The following is a 12,972-nucleotide window of genomic DNA, read 5'->3' as shown; positions in this document are numbered from 1 at the left end:
TTGACATTGTGGCCACACTGGACCTACAGTTCGGGACATGGCAGAGACACCGGTCCGCAAGGTCCGCATCGACGACGACACGTGGACCGCGTTCGAACGGATCGCCCGCGCGGACGGCGAGACCGCCAGCGGGCGACTGCGCCGCCTCATCACTCAGGACGTGAAGGAACACTCATGAACGCGCTCGACATCCTCTTGCTGCTGGTACTGATCGCCGTGACTCTCGGCATCCTGTACTGGGTGATCTACGCCGCCGTGAAGGCCGCGATCGTCGCCGCCCACTTCCGCCTACAGGAAGAGATCGCCACCAAGGCCGCGCGCGAGGCGCAGCGTGCAGAGTGGGCGCGCCAGGCCGAGGCCGGCCACCAGACCGAGACGGACCAGGCATGAAGACCAGCACCATCGCCGCGCTCGGTGCTGTGCTCGCCGTCGCCGCCATCGGAGGCGGCACCGCCTACGCCCTGAACCAGCCCGAGCCAGTCGAAACGCCCGCGGCCGTGGCCACCGAGACGCCGGCGCCCGCAGAGACGACGCCGGCACCCGAGGCCACCGATACGACCGAGCCCGCGGCGAGCGCGGGGCCCAGCGCTGAGCCGGTCGAGACGACGCCCGCGCCGACGTACAGCGCGGCGGAGGCGGAGCTGATTCGGGTTACCCGTGTCGGAGACCTGCGCGACCTGGCTGTCTCAGACGAGCAGATCCTCGCGGCGGCGCAGACTGCATGCGAAGTGAGCGCCGCAGCCGACTATGCGGCATCCGGCGATCTTCCCGGGGCGACGACTGAGCAGGCCGCGCAGTTCTGGTCGAACGCGCGCGCTCACCTCTGCCCTTAGCCTGCATCCTGCGCGGCCATGTACGCCTCGAGGTCCTCGGTTGCGGAGAACGCCGGCATCGAGCTCGACGGCCCCGACCAGAACGTGATGTGCGCGTGCGGGCGGTAGCCGTTCTCGCTGCCAAACCCCGAGGCACCGGAGTAGCCGAGGATCGCGCCTTGAGCGACAACCGCGCCGGCGCTGACCGCAACGGACGACAGATGCAGGATCCGGAACCAGGCATCGCCATCTGTCCGGAGCGTGACATACCGTCCGGTTGCGCCGTCCGTCGTCGTATGGATCGCAGCTACCGTGCCATCTGCCGGAGCATAGATCGGTGTGCCAGGCGGCGTCATCACGTCGACACCAGGCTCAAGTGAACCGCGCGCGATGTGAGCCGCGTAGTTGTCAGAGATCCCGTATAGCGCCGGATCAGCGGGCCAGATGTAGCCCTCCGGGTTCAGCTCGGGCGGCGTGCCGCCACCGCCGTCGCCGTACCCGGCGACCTTCACCATCCGGCCGTCATTGAGCCCGAGCAGATGGTCTGCGCTCATCTCCGGGAGCCCAGTGGGATAGATCCCATCCTCGAGCACAGAGTCACCGTCAGCGATGGTGACTCCGAAGTTGCTCGTGCCGACTGTGACCGTGTGCTCCCGGACTGTCACGTGCGTCTGCCCGGAGAACATCTCGATCTGCTTCCCCGCGGTCGACGAGTAAAGCTGGGTGCCGTTCGCGAACGTCACCGCACCACCACCCGTGGTCGGGTCGATGGTCATGTTCCCCGCGGTGATCTTGCCCGTCGACCCGTCCAGCACGACCTTCGCAGATCCGACGCCAACCGTGATCCTGCCGTTCCCCGTCGGCTCGATCACCACGTTCCCGACCGTGATCTTCGCGTTCGCACCGCTCACCGTCATCGGACCCTGAAGCAGGATCTGCCCGATCACCTGCAGGACTCCATACAGCTCGAGCCGCGAGTTCTCCTCCATCCGGAGGATGCCGCGGACGAACCGCATCATCCCGTCCTTGACGGTCGAGTTCTCCAGGTTGCGAGCAGCGAGGATGCGGTAGATCGTTTTGATGTCGCGCCGCAGGGACTTCAGAGGGTCAAGCCGCGACACTCTGCACCTCCGGACGCACGATCGTGCTCAGGTCCATCTCGAGCGCCACCGTGCGCTTCTTGGTCAGCCCGTCATCGAGGCTGAGCGCCCCGTACGACCACAGGTCGAGGACACGGCCCGGATCCGCGACAGCGGGCCCCTCCGCGTACGTCCACATCGGCAGGGAGAACGTCGTCTGCTCCACCGGGCCCTTGTGCGCCTCGTAGTGCGCGGTCGCCGCGCGCTGCAGGCGTGTCGTGTCCTCCAGGTCCTGAAAGTGCACGAAGTCGTCCATGACCGGATCGACCGTCGCGCCCGAGCCCGTCGCCGGCGCGTAGCGGTAGAGCTTGTCCTCGCCCGTGCCGTTTCCGAAGCCGCCCACGCCGGTCAGCTGCTCCGACCAGTCGTGATCGACCTCGAGACTTGCGAGTCCGACGATGCCCGGTCCACCGGCGACCACCTCGGTCGCCGTGCCGTGCGTGATGGCCTGCGCGATCCGCGGCGCGTGCCGCACCTGCTGTCCCGAGAAATACGGTCGCAGGTCGACCTCGTATCCCTCATCGCGGATCTGCTCGATCATGTCGCCGACCTTCAGCGCTTCCTCGTGCAGCCACTCGGCGGAGAACGGCCCGGACGTGTTCGCGAGCGCGTCAATCGGCAGCGACCACTCCGAGGAGGGCGCCATGCCCGCCTGAAGGATCATGCTCGCCGCGGTCGCGAACGACCGTCCGGTGATCGCGAACTTCCCGTCCTCCGCGTCGTACTGGTTCACGCCGAAGAACGATCGGCGCGCGAGGATCGCGGACGGCAGCTCCTTCGTCCGCAGCGCGACTTGGCCGGTGGCTTCGTTGATGCGCCGGCCGAGGATCACCCCGTCGTAGGCGCAGTGGGTGGTGCCCGCCCATCCGATCGCCAGCGAGTAGCGGTTGCCGACCAGGATCTCCTTGATCAACGACCGGCCGAGCTGCTGACCGGCGAGGACGTGCTGTCCTGTGCCGGTCCCGTCAAGCGTCCGGTTCGCTCGGCTCTGCATCGGCTCGACCGGCATGACGAGATCGCCCGTACGCGTCTCGTGGATCCAGAACTCCCACATCTGGACTCCCCTCAGAACGTGTCGAGCAGCTTCACCGTCAGCGATCCGGACCCGGAGACCGGGTCGAGGGTGTGCACGACGTGCGCGCCCTTCTCGATCGCCCAGAGCTGTCGAGGATGCGCGTACACGCCGCGCTGCAGCGCACCGTTGCGGTACACGAGCCCGCCGTCAGCGAAGTCGATGGTGTGCTTCTGTCCCGACGTGAGCGCCTGCGTCACCGTGAACGTCCCCAGGCTCGACTCGATCGCGTAGCCCGAGGGCATCGATCCGGTCACCTCGAAAGACGGCAGCGCGTCCGTCGAGCCGCGATGGGAGGCGGCCTCACCGGACGAGAACGTGTGCTCCTCGCCGTAGCGGAACGACCCCGGGCAGTACATCCGCACCCGGTACCGCGCGACTCGTCCCGGCACGAGCACCTCGGGCGTCGGGGCGTCGTCCAGCTGCGCATCCGCCCATGTCTCCGCCACAGGCCCTTCCGGCGACCGCACGGTCAGCCGGATCAGATCACCGTCCCCGAGGAGCGGCGCGAGGTCACTGATCGCCTTGTTCTGCTGAGCCAGCGAGTCGGTGAGGATCAGACCCTCCCACGCGGGGAGCTTGCTCTGGCGCCATGCGGGCGCGAGGAAGTTGCCATTCCCCTGCATCTTCTCCGTGCGCTCCTGCTTCACCCCCGGCCGCTCGAACCAGCCGGTGAGCTTGCCGCGCTCAACCGTGTACCGCACGCCCGGTCGATCGTCGCCGACGAACTTCCCTCCGTGGGGGGTCATGATCAGCAGCTCATCGGCCATCACGACCCCCTCACTTCAGCTTGAACGCCAGCTCCTCGGCTGCCACCTGCGCGATCCGCCCGTCCGAGACACCCGGGCGCTGCTGGATCGTGATCGGCGCGTGCACCTCGCGGCCCCCACCGCCGGCGCCCGACTGCTGCGCGAGCACGTAGGACGGGGCCGACTGCCAGGCGCCGATCCGGCTCCCGACCTCGCCCATCAGCCCGAGCGACCGCGAGCGGTACTTTGGGTCGGTGCTGATGATCGCCTCGTCGTAGCCCGCCTCGGCGACCCGCATCAGGCCGCCTGGAACCGCGTTGGCCCAGCCGCCGGCCGCGAGGTCCTTCAGCTTGCCGCGCTGGTAGAACGCGCCCGCCGCGTGATCGGGCGGCACGACGCCGATCCCGACCGCGCTGCCGAGCTGCGCGTCGATCTGCGTCTGCGACAGCGGCGTCCCGTTGGGGTACACCGTGTTCACGTTGACGGTGATCGACTTGCCGTGCAGCCCGTCGATGATCGCCTGCAGTTCGCCGGCCTTGTCCTTCGCCTCCTGCGTCTCCGCGATGACCTTCCACTCCGTCTCGGACGGGATCTGGAAGATCTGATCCGCGAGGGCCTTCGCGGCATCCTTGTTGCCGGTCAGGTCCGTGATGCGGTCCTCGAGCGCCTGACGGCCGTTCTCAAGCGACTCCCGGTACGCCTGCGTGTTCCCGTCGAGCTCGAACTGCGCGGTCGCTGCCTCCTGCGCGTCGCGCGCGAGGTCGGCGAACATCTGCTGGTTCTTCGACCCCGCCTCCGTCGCTGCATCCAGCGACGTCGAGTACCCGTCGGCGCCCTCATGCGCCTTCTTGATCGTCTCGTCAACCTCGGCGAGCGCGGCGCGGTAGTTCGCGTTCGTGCTGATCGCGTCCTGCCCGACACCATTGAGCTCGTTGAGCTTGTCGATCAGGCCCTGCAGCTCGCCATTCACGTCCTCGACGGCGGCGGATTCCTCGAGGTACTGAGCGGCCGCGGTGGATGCCGCGTCGCCCGCGGCGCCCGTCGCATCGGCCTTCTGCTTGGCGAGGCCAGCACCCTTCTCGACCACGCCGTTCTCGTCCCGCACCGCAGCCTCGAGCAGAGCTGCGGCTGCGGTGTACTCCGGGTTCTTCGCGACGATCTCGTCGAGCCGTGCAGAGAACGCCTCGACAGCGGCGTCTCCCCCCGTCGCGGCGTCGATCACGTCGTCCATCGCGATCCCGAGCTGGTCGGCGAAGTCGAGGGCGCTCTTTCCGCCGTGGGTGAGGTTACCCAGTCCCAGGAATCCGCCGTCCGCCTCCGAGAGGTTCTCAGCGGCGAGCTCCCGCGCGGACTGGGTGATCTTGCCCGCGCCCTCTGTGAAGGTGTCCGCGTACGACTTCGCGCTCTGGCGGGCTTTCTCCTGCTCGGCTGCGACGGCTGCGACCACGCCGATCACGGCCATCAGCGCCAGGCCGACAGCGCCTCCGGCGAGCGCGGTGCGCCCCATGGACAGGTTGAGGTTCGAGAAGGTCGTTCGCAGGCCCGCGACCTTCGGCACGGCCAGCAGCGCCAGCCCGCCGGCAACGCCGATCGCGGCACCCGCGAGGCCCGCGTAGGTGCCGACGTCCTTGAGCCAGTCCGGGGCTTCGTTGAAGCCGTTCACCAGGCCGGTGAGTCCCTGCACGAACATGCGCAGCGGGCCGTCCGCGGCCTCGCCCATGCTGATCATGGCGGTGTCGACGGAGCCGGTGAGCGCCTCCCAGTCGCCGCGGAGGTTGTCGAGCCGGATGGAGGCGGTCTCGGCCGCGTATCCCTGGTCGTCGACGGCGGTGATCCAGTTGCGGATGCCTGCGGAGCCGTTGTCGATGAGGATGTTGGCGGCGCGGATCGCGTCGGAGCCGAAGATGACGCCGAGGGCGGCGTTGCGCGCCTCGGTGTCCATCTCGCCGAACACGCCCGAAAGGTTCCCCGCGAACGCCTCCAGGCCGATGAACTCGCCCTTGGAGTCGTAGGCGCTGACGCCGAGCTCGCGCATGGCGTCTTCGGCTTCCTTGGACTGCGGGGTGAGCCGCATCAGCATCGACCGGAAGCTGGTGCCCGCGTCGGATCCGAGGATGCCCTGCTCGGCGAACGCCGCCAGGCCCGCCGTCGTCTCCTCCAGCGAGAGGCCCGTCGACGACGCGACGGTGCCCGCCTGTGACAGCGCCTGCGAGATGTCGGAGACGGATCCCTGCGCCTTGCCGGCGCCCGCGGCGAGCAGGTCCGCGACGTGCGTCATCTCGGAGCCGCGCAGGCCGAACGTCTTCAGCGCCGTCGCGGCGATCGATCCCGCGTCCGCCACGGCAAGGCCGCCGGCGGCCGCGAGGTCCAGCGCGCCCTTCAGCCCGCCGCCGAGGATGTCCCTGGTGGACACGCCCGCCTTCGCGAGCTCCTCTACGGCCCCGGCCGCCTCGGTGGCGGAGTAGACGGTCTGCGCGCCCGCCTCGAGGGATGCCTGGCGCAGCCGGTCCATGTTGGCCGCGGTCTCGTGCGTGGCCGCCTGCACGTACGACATCTGCTGGTCGAACTCGGCGTACTTCGACACCGCCATGCCGACACCGACGCCGACCGCCGCGCCGAACCCGATCGCCGAGCGGCCGAGCGACTCGAAGGCCTGCCGCTTCTGCTCGAGCTTCTCCGTCTCGGTGCCGAGCTCGCGGGTCTTCTTGGCAGCCTGGTCGATGCCCTGGAAGTATCCCTGCGCCTGGAGGACGAGACTGACCCGGACGGTGCGATCGGCCATCAGCACCTCCCGGCGTGGAGCGGCTACCTGCCGCTAGTGATCGACGCGCACCGCCGTGAAGATGCGGGCGCGGGACGGGTCGTCCTTGAAGTCCTTCTCCCGCTGCTCGATCGCATCGATGGAGAAGTCCCGCACCACCCGCGCCTCCCAGTGGAATGACGCCGCCGGGTTGTTCGGGTCGCCGTCCGGCGACGTCGCCTCATCGAGCGGGATGCCGTGCGAGTTCAGGCCCGCCTCGTACTCGGCGAGCGCGGTGAGCATGGCGTACTGCTCCTGGTCGAACTCCGGCTCGCGCGTGACGTGGACGATCTGTCGGCCCTGCGGGTCTACTTCCGCGACGCGGACCTCTTCCGGCTCCCAGCCCCAGAGACGGCGCGGGGCGATGCCGAGGCTCCGCGCGACCCGGAGATCCCGAAGGAGTCGGTGGTCGTGTCGGAGCCGTTCTCGAAAAAACCGACGTCCTGGCCGCCGAGGCTGCGGTTGACGTAGATGACGGCCTGGGCGATGCGGTCGTGCTCGCCGTCGGTCATGTTCTTGTCGATCAGCGCCCACTCCTCGGCGGTGATCTCGTGCTCCGCGCCGGCGCCGTCGACGTAGACGGCGCTGTTCTTCGCGGCGTGCATGAAGAACTTCGAGGAGTCGAACGGCTCCTGCTTGTTCTTGCGGGGCGGGCAGGCGAGCATCCACCCGTTGTAGGTGGCACGGTCGACGCCCATGATGCGGAGGGTAAGCGACGCGGCGTTGATGCGGGTCTCGACGTCGGCGACGGCGCGGCGCGCTTCGGCGACACCTGCCGGCTTCGCGGAGATCATGCGGCCGTCGCTCTCCTCGGCCTTGTCCTTGTTCGTGATGGCACGCACGAGTGCGTTCTTCGCGCGTGCGTGCTCTTCGAGCAGCGCGGGGTCGAGGCAGATTCGGACGTCCTGCTGCGGCATCTTGCGCTGCGCGAGACGGTCAAGAAGATCGGACACGGGTGTACTCCTTCACGGGATGAGTTCACGGGATGAGGGAAGGCCGGCCCGCCCAGCCCCGTGAAAACTGGGCGGGCCGGAGCGTTTACGCGGCGGCGAACTGCTTGAGCTCGGTGAGCTTGCTGCGCACGAACGCGGGCTGATGGATGCGGTCGACCGCGTTGTCCTCCACGGGCACCGGGACCTGCTTGCCTGCTCGGATCGCGACGGCGCGGTACCAGTTGTCGACCGTGAAGACGTCCTCGACGTCCGGATCGACCTGCACGACCTCGACGAGCACGCCCTCCACGCCCCGTGCGAGCGTGGTACGGGCGACGTCCTCGGTCGGCTCGGCCACGTTGTACACGTAGTCCAGCGCGACGTTGACCGTCTCGTTGCCCTCGAGCTGCAGGTCCTGCGTCGAGCAGGCGCGGCCGTCGACGATCACCGTCTGCTCATCGGTGATCTGCGCGCCGTTGACCGTCAGGTAGCAGGACAGCATGACGCCGGAGTTCACCTCGGCGAGGGTGATCGCGTCGAGATCTGCGACCGGTCCCGAGATGAACACGTGGCGACGGGAGCCCCGGGCCTGGACAGCCGTAGGAAGAGTGAACGACATGAGCGTTCTCCTTTCAGGATGGGTGCCCTTGACGGGGCGGATTGGGTGAGTTCACGGAGAGGTCAGGAAGCCGACTCGCGGTCGGCGAGATCGGGTGAGGCGGTCGTCTTCGCGCGCTTGCCGAGCGGCAGGAACGTCTTCGGGCGACGCGGGCGCGGCGTCTCCGGATATCGATCCGGGTCGACACGCGTGTAGAGCTCGTCGTCGAACAGCTGCACAGGCAGGTCGAACTCGTGCTTGGTGGCCTTGGACTTCACGCGGATGTACTTGGTCATCAACTGCTCCTCGGGATCGAGTGGAGGATGTAGCGACGTACCGCGAGGAACCGCGGATCGGTGGGGATGCTCGTGTCCTTCTGGACTGGCTGGGTACCGGCTGGCTGCAGCGCGAAGCACCGGCGGCCGGGCACGGTGAGGATGTGGTCATTCAGGAGCGCCAGTACTCGGCCGTCCACCCACGTCGCCTGCCAGCGGTCGCGGCCGACCGCGTGGAGCGTGAACGACACGTCGACGTCCTGGTGCTCACCGAGGATCGTCCGGGGGGTGAAGAACCCGGTATCGTGCCAGACGTTCACGTACCGGTCTGGATCGCCGTGCACGTCCCCGTCGAACACCGCGTCCGCCAGCTGCTCATCGCTCCGTATGCGGTTGAGCAGCGCGGTGACGTGCCGCTCGATGAGGTCCGCTTCGGTGACGAACGCGCTCACAGCAGGCCCGCCGATCGCAGGCCGTCGTCTATCGCGCGGTCGATGCCGCGCTCGAAGTCGGCCTCGTTGGCCTGCAGCGCGCCGTGCATGATGCCCTGGGGCGGGTTGTTCCTCGAGCCGTACTCGATCAGGTTGCCGAGCGCGCCCTGCGGGCGCTCCTTGTCCGGGCCGATCTCCGCCGTGAGCGTCGATGCCCGAGCCGAGCGGATCGACCCGGTGACGAGCGATGCGGCCGCCTGGCCGAGGGACTGGTCGTATCCGATGCCGACGTCGTAGGTGATCGAGTAGGGGAAGGCCGGCGCGTGCTCCAGACCCTGGGCGTTCTCCCGCGCGGTGTCGCGCACGTTCCGCGCTGTTACCTCGAGCGCCTGCATCGCGAACTTCCCCGTCTGCTCCGGCAGGGATCCGAGGTCGGAGGCGAGCTTGGACAGGTCCGAGTTGTCGACGTCGGCCATGCTCTGCTCCGATCAGGTGGGGCTCACGACCTCCACGGGGAGACGACGAGCGGTGGCGTGCGACTTGAGGTGGCGGCCGGCGACCTTGAAGCGGATGCCGACGTTCCCCGGGTTGTCGGGGTCGGTCATCACCTGGCCGACGTCGTCGAACTGGACAGCCGCAGCCGCGGCTGCGTGCTCGCCGATCATGGGCAGCTTCACGAGCGGGCCCTGCTCGGCGATCCGCTGCCCGGCGACGTCGTTCCCCGTCGGATCCGTGTCGCTGATCTGCAGCTCGGCGGGGCCCTCGTAGACGAGAGTCAGCGCCGGGGTCACGGTGCCCGTCGCGGGGTCGCGGACGGGGGCGCCGGCGCGGGAGACGCGCACGGTGGCGCGCATGCGCGTGAGCGCGAGCTCGCGGCCGCGTAGGACGATGTCTGGGGTGTAGCCGATCACGACTGCCCCAGGTGGATCGAGAACGCGCCGCGCTTGCGGCGGCGACGTGGGACGAGCTTGTCGATCTCGTCGTCGGAAAGGTAGACGAGCCCGCCGGAGACGGACTTGTCGCGGCGGCGCGTGCGGTCGTAGTCGTCGATCGCCTCGCGCTCCTCGAGCCACCCGTCCGGGTTGATGAGGTAGCGGCGCACCGCGTCCACGATCGTCACCCGGTACCGGCTCTCCCACGCATCGACGGCATCCGGAGATGCCAGCGGCGGGATGCCAGGAGTGCCATCGACGCCGCGGAGGCGGAGCTCGTCCTGCAGCTCCGCCTCCACGTCCTCGATGCGCTTGGCTGCGACCGCCTGCTCAGCTTCGGTGAGCGGACGCCACCGGTCGGCGATGTCGCTCGCCTGAACAGTCGGCCACGCCATGATCACTCCGTCGGGATGTCGGCCGACTCGAGCGCCTCGACGATGTCGTCGCGCGTCGCGTCCTCCGGGATGTCGATGTTCAGGCCGGCGGCCGCGGTCGCGGCGAGCGCGTACGCGCGCCACTCAGCCTTGCCGGAGCCCTTGCCACCCTTCGGCGGGATCGCGACGTCCATCACCGGAGTGTCGTCGTCGCCGGTCGACGCGCCCTCGACCTCGGCCGGGGTGTCGTCGCCGTCTTCGACCCGGTCACCGACGAGCTCGACGGCGTCGCCGTCGGCGTCGTCGGAGACGATCTCGTCGGCCTCGGAGTCGTCTTCGTCGGGCTCCGGTTCGGGCTTCGGCGCGCTCTTCGCGGCCGTCTTGCCCTTGCTCGCCTTGCGCTTCGTGGGCGCCTCGGCCCAGACGTTCGGGTTCGTGATGACCTTCTCCGCCCACTCGGGGATCTCCGAGTCCGGGCCGAGCACGTGCGTCACGCTGTTCTCGTCGCGGATGACGACGGTCGTGTTCAGCTTCGCCATGATGGCTCCTTCCACAGCGGTGGGAAGCCGCCCGTCAGGACGACTCCCCACCGCGGATGGGTCAGGACGACAGGACCGTCGCCGCGAGGGACAGGTTCGCGTTCGCGAGGACCGGGAGGTTGATCGAGTCGCCGACCACCTCAGCGATCATCGGGGGCTTCTCACCGCGGTACACGCCCGCGACGATGCCGGGCTGCTCCGACTCCTCGAGGCCGTAGCGCTCGTCCGTGGAGGTCAGCGTCTGACCCCAGAACGTCGCGCCCAGCTCCGTGGCCTGCCAGTCGTCCGGCTCGACCGGCTCCGGCAGGAGGAACAGCTTGTTGTCGTCGAGTACGCGGCCCGCCGACGTCCGACGGTTGAAGATGTGGATGTCCGGCAGACCCGCTCCGGTGATCACATCGCGCACCTGCTGCTCGGTGGCCGGACGGCTGCCGCCCGCGAACAGAGTGCGGAACTGGTCGCCGGCGGCGAGCGCGCGGAACACGCGGCGGGTCATGACGAGGGCACCGGGAGAGGTGCCGTTCGTCGACTCGTAGACGTCCATGATGTCTTCGAGGAACCCGATGCGGTCCACGCTGGCCGTGGTCCACAGCGACGGGGCGTTGACGTCGTGCGACGCCGACCGTCCGAAGCTGTCGGCCGCGCCGATCTCGGGGATCGTCGCGACGCCCGTGTTGATCACGATGCCGCGCAGACGCTCCGCGCGATCCGAGATCGCGCGGACGACCTGGCGGGCCGTGTTCAGGATGGAGCGGCGGAGCGTGTCGTCCGACGCGTTGCGGGTGCGCAGCTGGTCGTACTCGCTGACCGGGATGTTCTGCGACAGGGCGGGCAGCTCGAGCACGATGCGCTGACCGGTCGGCTGCTTGCCGATCTCGGGCTCCGCGTCGTACGCGCGGTACGTCGCCTCGGCGACGAGACCGTTCTGCCCCTTGCGGAAGCGCACGACGATGTCGGGCACCTCACGGTTCGGGAGCCAGCGCGCCAGGGTGCCCTGGTTGCGCTCGTAGTCCTCCTGAGCCTCGCGGACGTAGCCGGTGAGCTCAGCGGGGTCGATGATGTCGGTCCAGAGGGCCATGATCTATCCCTTCCCCGTCAGACGTAGACGATGTTCGTGGCGTTCTTCGTCGCGATGGGAGCGACGAAGGTGGACCAGGCGGACAGGATGGCCGCGACCTTGGCCGCGATCACGCGGCCGTGGTCGAACAGCGGGACGCCGAAGTCGGCGGTCCCCACGACCTTCTGATCGGTGAGGATGTGACCGGCGAGCACGCCGGCGCCCGTGACCGTGCCGACCGTGGGGTCGTAGGGCACGAGCATCCCGCCGACCTTGGCGACGGGCGTGCCGGACGGGATGTAGCCGTCCGGGTAGTGGTTGGCGGCGGTGAAGGCCGAGATGTCGAGGATCTCCGTGCGCGCATTGCGGATGCCGTGCGTCGAACCGAGCCACGACTGGTCACCGCTACCGAAGTTCTCCGTGCGGAGCTTGGGCATGGTCAGTCCTTTCGTGTGGGCTTCTTTTCGCTGATGAACAGGTCACGACCGGACTGGACGGATCCGCCCGATGCGGACACGTCGCGCTCCCCCTGGCCGCGGAGTCGACGGTCGGCCTTGGGGGCCTCCGCCGAGTTGTCCTTGACCCAGGCGGCGAGCGCCGCGTCGTCGACGGTCTTCCCGTCGTCCTTCACGAACTGCGCGCGGTCGAGGCTGAACAGCTTCGACGCCGAGACCACGCGGCCCTCGAGCGCCTTGTCGAGACGATCGCTGACGCGCTCGATCGCGAGCTCCTTGTCCTTCGCCGCGAGCGCATCGGCGATGCGCTTGTCGACGTCGGTCTCGGTGACCCCCGACGGCTTGCCGTCGTCGTCCTTCTTGCCGCCCTTGTCCTCGGGCTTCTGCTGCTCGGCGGTGAGCTTCTTCCGCTCGTCCTCCCGGGCGTTGCGCTCAGCGCGCGCCACCCGCTCACGAACGATGCGGTCGAACTCCTCCTGCGAGGCCGGGGGCTTGAACTCGGAGCCGGCGTTGTCGCCGTCTCCGCCCTTGCCCTCGCCACCGTCGCCGCCTCCGGCGCCGGCACCGTCGTCCGAGAAGAACGAACGGATGTGCAGGGATGCGGGCATCAGCTGCCCGAACGCGTTGCGCTTCATGTCGTGTGTGACCTTTCCGCTTACGGCCCGTCGGCCATCACCGTTTAGGGCCCGTCGGCCGACCGCGATCACGCTCGCGTAGCGCTACCCGCCGAGACAGCGGGGAAGAGTGGGGTGGGAGGGGCGCAGGTGTACCTCGCGCGAACAGAGACACGCGTCATGGGCAGCCTTC

19 protein-coding genes are annotated in these 12,972 nt (G+C 68.8%); 3 read left to right on the top strand and 16 right to left on the bottom strand.

Annotation, left to right across the window (positions count from 1 at the left end):
* The first annotated feature begins 37 nt into the window (after nt 1-37).
* From AAD528_RS00670 to AAD528_RS00660, 3 genes are read left to right on the top strand one after another with little or no spacing between them, the layout of a single operon-like run.
* Nucleotides 38-178: a hypothetical protein gene (locus AAD528_RS00670; RefSeq protein WP_345750121.1), complete on the top strand. Its 141-nt coding sequence runs from the start codon at nt 38-40 to the stop codon at nt 176-178.
* On the top strand, nt 175-390 hold the full coding sequence (locus AAD528_RS00665; protein ID WP_345750120.1) for a hypothetical protein: 216 nt from the start codon (nt 175-177) through the stop codon (nt 388-390). Before AAD528_RS00670 ends, AAD528_RS00665 begins: the two co-directional genes overlap by 4 nt.
* A complete protein-coding gene (locus AAD528_RS00660) occupies nt 387-833 on the top strand; it encodes a hypothetical protein (RefSeq protein WP_345750119.1) in 447 nt (148 codons plus the stop codon). The genes AAD528_RS00665 and AAD528_RS00660 overlap by 4 nt, the downstream gene beginning before the upstream one ends.
* Here the strand turns inward: AAD528_RS00660 and AAD528_RS00655 are convergent.
* The 16 genes from AAD528_RS00655 to AAD528_RS00580 all read right to left on the bottom strand — a co-directional run bounded on the left by AAD528_RS00655 (nt 830) and on the right by AAD528_RS00580 (nt 12,800).
* Complete coding sequence (locus AAD528_RS00655; RefSeq protein ID WP_345750118.1) at nt 830-1,933, bottom strand: M23 family metallopeptidase; 1,104 nt, start codon at nt 1,931-1,933, stop codon at nt 830-832. The genes AAD528_RS00660 and AAD528_RS00655 overlap by 4 nt on opposite strands.
* Nucleotides 1,920-3,005 carry a hypothetical protein gene (locus AAD528_RS00650; protein ID WP_345750117.1) on the bottom strand — a complete coding sequence of 362 codons (1,086 nt, stop codon included), beginning with the start codon at nt 3,003-3,005 and terminating at the stop codon, nt 1,920-1,922. The genes AAD528_RS00655 and AAD528_RS00650 overlap by 14 nt, the downstream gene beginning before the upstream one ends.
* 11 nt (nt 3,006-3,016) lie before the next feature.
* Nucleotides 3,017-3,793, bottom strand: coding sequence for a hypothetical protein (locus AAD528_RS00645; RefSeq protein ID WP_345750116.1), 777 nt, complete (start codon nt 3,791-3,793; stop codon nt 3,017-3,019).
* Between the two features lie 10 nt (nt 3,794-3,803).
* Nucleotides 3,804-6,554, bottom strand: a complete 2,751-nt coding sequence (locus AAD528_RS00640) for a phage tail tape measure protein (protein ID WP_345750115.1) — start codon at nt 6,552-6,554, stop codon at nt 3,804-3,806.
* A 33-nt stretch (nt 6,555-6,587) separates the two neighbouring features.
* A complete protein-coding gene (locus AAD528_RS00635; RefSeq protein ID WP_345750114.1) occupies nt 6,588-6,815 on the bottom strand; it encodes a hypothetical protein in 228 nt (75 codons plus the stop codon).
* Nucleotides 6,816-6,880: 65 nt separating this feature from the next.
* Nucleotides 6,881-7,525, bottom strand: a complete 645-nt coding sequence (locus tag AAD528_RS00630) for a hypothetical protein (protein ID WP_345750113.1) — start codon at nt 7,523-7,525, stop codon at nt 6,881-6,883.
* A gap of 85 nt (nt 7,526-7,610) precedes the next feature.
* Nucleotides 7,611-8,123: a phage tail tube protein gene (locus AAD528_RS00625; protein WP_445974731.1), complete on the bottom strand. Its 513-nt coding sequence runs from the start codon at nt 8,121-8,123 to the stop codon at nt 7,611-7,613.
* 62 nt (nt 8,124-8,185) lie between these two features.
* The gene (locus tag AAD528_RS00620; RefSeq protein ID WP_345750111.1) at nt 8,186-8,398 is read right to left on the bottom strand and encodes a hypothetical protein; all 213 of its coding nucleotides are present in this window, start codon (nt 8,396-8,398) and stop codon (nt 8,186-8,188) included.
* Entirely contained in the window at nt 8,398-8,829 is a 432-nt protein-coding gene (locus AAD528_RS00615; RefSeq protein WP_345750110.1) for a hypothetical protein, read from the bottom strand. Before AAD528_RS00615 ends, AAD528_RS00620 begins: the two co-directional genes overlap by 1 nt.
* Nucleotides 8,826-9,284, bottom strand: coding sequence for a hypothetical protein (locus AAD528_RS00610; protein WP_345750109.1), 459 nt, complete (start codon nt 9,282-9,284; stop codon nt 8,826-8,828). Before AAD528_RS00610 ends, AAD528_RS00615 begins: the two co-directional genes overlap by 4 nt.
* A 12-nt stretch (nt 9,285-9,296) precedes the next feature.
* A complete protein-coding gene (locus AAD528_RS00605; protein ID WP_345750108.1) occupies nt 9,297-9,719 on the bottom strand; it encodes a DUF6093 family protein in 423 nt (140 codons plus the stop codon).
* Entirely contained in the window at nt 9,716-10,135 is a 420-nt protein-coding gene (locus tag AAD528_RS00600) for a hypothetical protein (RefSeq protein ID WP_345750107.1), read from the bottom strand. The genes AAD528_RS00605 and AAD528_RS00600 overlap by 4 nt, the downstream gene beginning before the upstream one ends.
* Before the next feature lie 2 nt (nt 10,136-10,137).
* The gene (locus AAD528_RS00595; protein WP_345750106.1) at nt 10,138-10,653 is read right to left on the bottom strand and encodes a hypothetical protein; all 516 of its coding nucleotides are present in this window, start codon (nt 10,651-10,653) and stop codon (nt 10,138-10,140) included.
* Between the two features lie 61 nt (nt 10,654-10,714).
* Nucleotides 10,715-11,731, bottom strand: coding sequence for a major capsid protein (locus AAD528_RS00590; RefSeq protein ID WP_345750105.1), 1,017 nt, complete (start codon nt 11,729-11,731; stop codon nt 10,715-10,717).
* A gap of 17 nt (nt 11,732-11,748) precedes the next feature.
* On the bottom strand, nt 11,749-12,147 hold the full coding sequence (locus tag AAD528_RS00585) for a hypothetical protein (protein WP_345750104.1): 399 nt from the start codon (nt 12,145-12,147) through the stop codon (nt 11,749-11,751).
* 2 nt (nt 12,148-12,149) lie between these two features.
* Complete coding sequence (locus AAD528_RS00580; RefSeq protein WP_345750103.1) at nt 12,150-12,800, bottom strand: hypothetical protein; 651 nt, start codon at nt 12,798-12,800, stop codon at nt 12,150-12,152.
* Nucleotides 12,801-12,972: the final 172 nt, after the last annotated feature.

Source organism: Microbacterium rhizophilum, assembly GCF_039605615.1.
In the GTDB taxonomy this organism is placed as follows: Bacteria; Actinomycetota; Actinomycetes; order Actinomycetales; family Microbacteriaceae; genus Microbacterium; species Microbacterium rhizophilus.
Note: the sequence above shows the minus strand (reverse complement) of the source record. Positions and strands in the feature narration are given on the sequence as shown.

Excerpts from the sequence above, each read along its gene's own strand:
- AAD528_RS00670 (WP_345750121.1), top strand. The coding sequence starts at position 38 with ATGGCAGAGACACCGGTCCGCAAGGTCCGCATCGACGACGACACGTGG.
- AAD528_RS00665 (WP_345750120.1), top strand. The coding sequence starts at position 175 with ATGAACGCGCTCGACATCCTCTTGCTGCTGGTACTGATCGCCGTGACT.
- AAD528_RS00660 (WP_345750119.1), top strand. The coding sequence starts at position 387 with ATGAAGACCAGCACCATCGCCGCGCTCGGTGCTGTGCTCGCCGTCGCC.
- AAD528_RS00650 (WP_345750117.1), bottom strand. The coding sequence starts at position 3,005 with ATGTGGGAGTTCTGGATCCACGAGACGCGTACGGGCGATCTCGTCATG.
- AAD528_RS00645 (WP_345750116.1), bottom strand. The coding sequence starts at position 3,793 with ATGGCCGATGAGCTGCTGATCATGACCCCCCACGGAGGGAAGTTCGTC.
- AAD528_RS00640 (WP_345750115.1), bottom strand. The coding sequence starts at position 6,554 with ATGGCCGATCGCACCGTCCGGGTCAGTCTCGTCCTCCAGGCGCAGGGA.
- AAD528_RS00635 (WP_345750114.1), bottom strand. The coding sequence starts at position 6,815 with ATGCTCACCGCGCTCGCCGAGTACGAGGCGGGCCTGAACTCGCACGGC.
- AAD528_RS00625 (WP_445974731.1), bottom strand. The coding sequence starts at position 8,123 with ATGTCGTTCACTCTTCCTACGGCTGTCCAGGCCCGGGGCTCCCGTCGC.
- AAD528_RS00620 (WP_345750111.1), bottom strand. The coding sequence starts at position 8,398 with ATGACCAAGTACATCCGCGTGAAGTCCAAGGCCACCAAGCACGAGTTC.
- AAD528_RS00610 (WP_345750109.1), bottom strand. The coding sequence starts at position 9,284 with ATGGCCGACGTCGACAACTCGGACCTGTCCAAGCTCGCCTCCGACCTC.
- AAD528_RS00600 (WP_345750107.1), bottom strand. The coding sequence starts at position 10,135 with ATGGCGTGGCCGACTGTTCAGGCGAGCGACATCGCCGACCGGTGGCGT.
- AAD528_RS00595 (WP_345750106.1), bottom strand. The coding sequence starts at position 10,653 with ATGGCGAAGCTGAACACGACCGTCGTCATCCGCGACGAGAACAGCGTG.
- AAD528_RS00590 (WP_345750105.1), bottom strand. The coding sequence starts at position 11,731 with ATGGCCCTCTGGACCGACATCATCGACCCCGCTGAGCTCACCGGCTAC.
- AAD528_RS00585 (WP_345750104.1), bottom strand. The coding sequence starts at position 12,147 with ATGCCCAAGCTCCGCACGGAGAACTTCGGTAGCGGTGACCAGTCGTGG.
- AAD528_RS00580 (WP_345750103.1), bottom strand. The coding sequence starts at position 12,800 with ATGAAGCGCAACGCGTTCGGGCAGCTGATGCCCGCATCCCTGCACATC.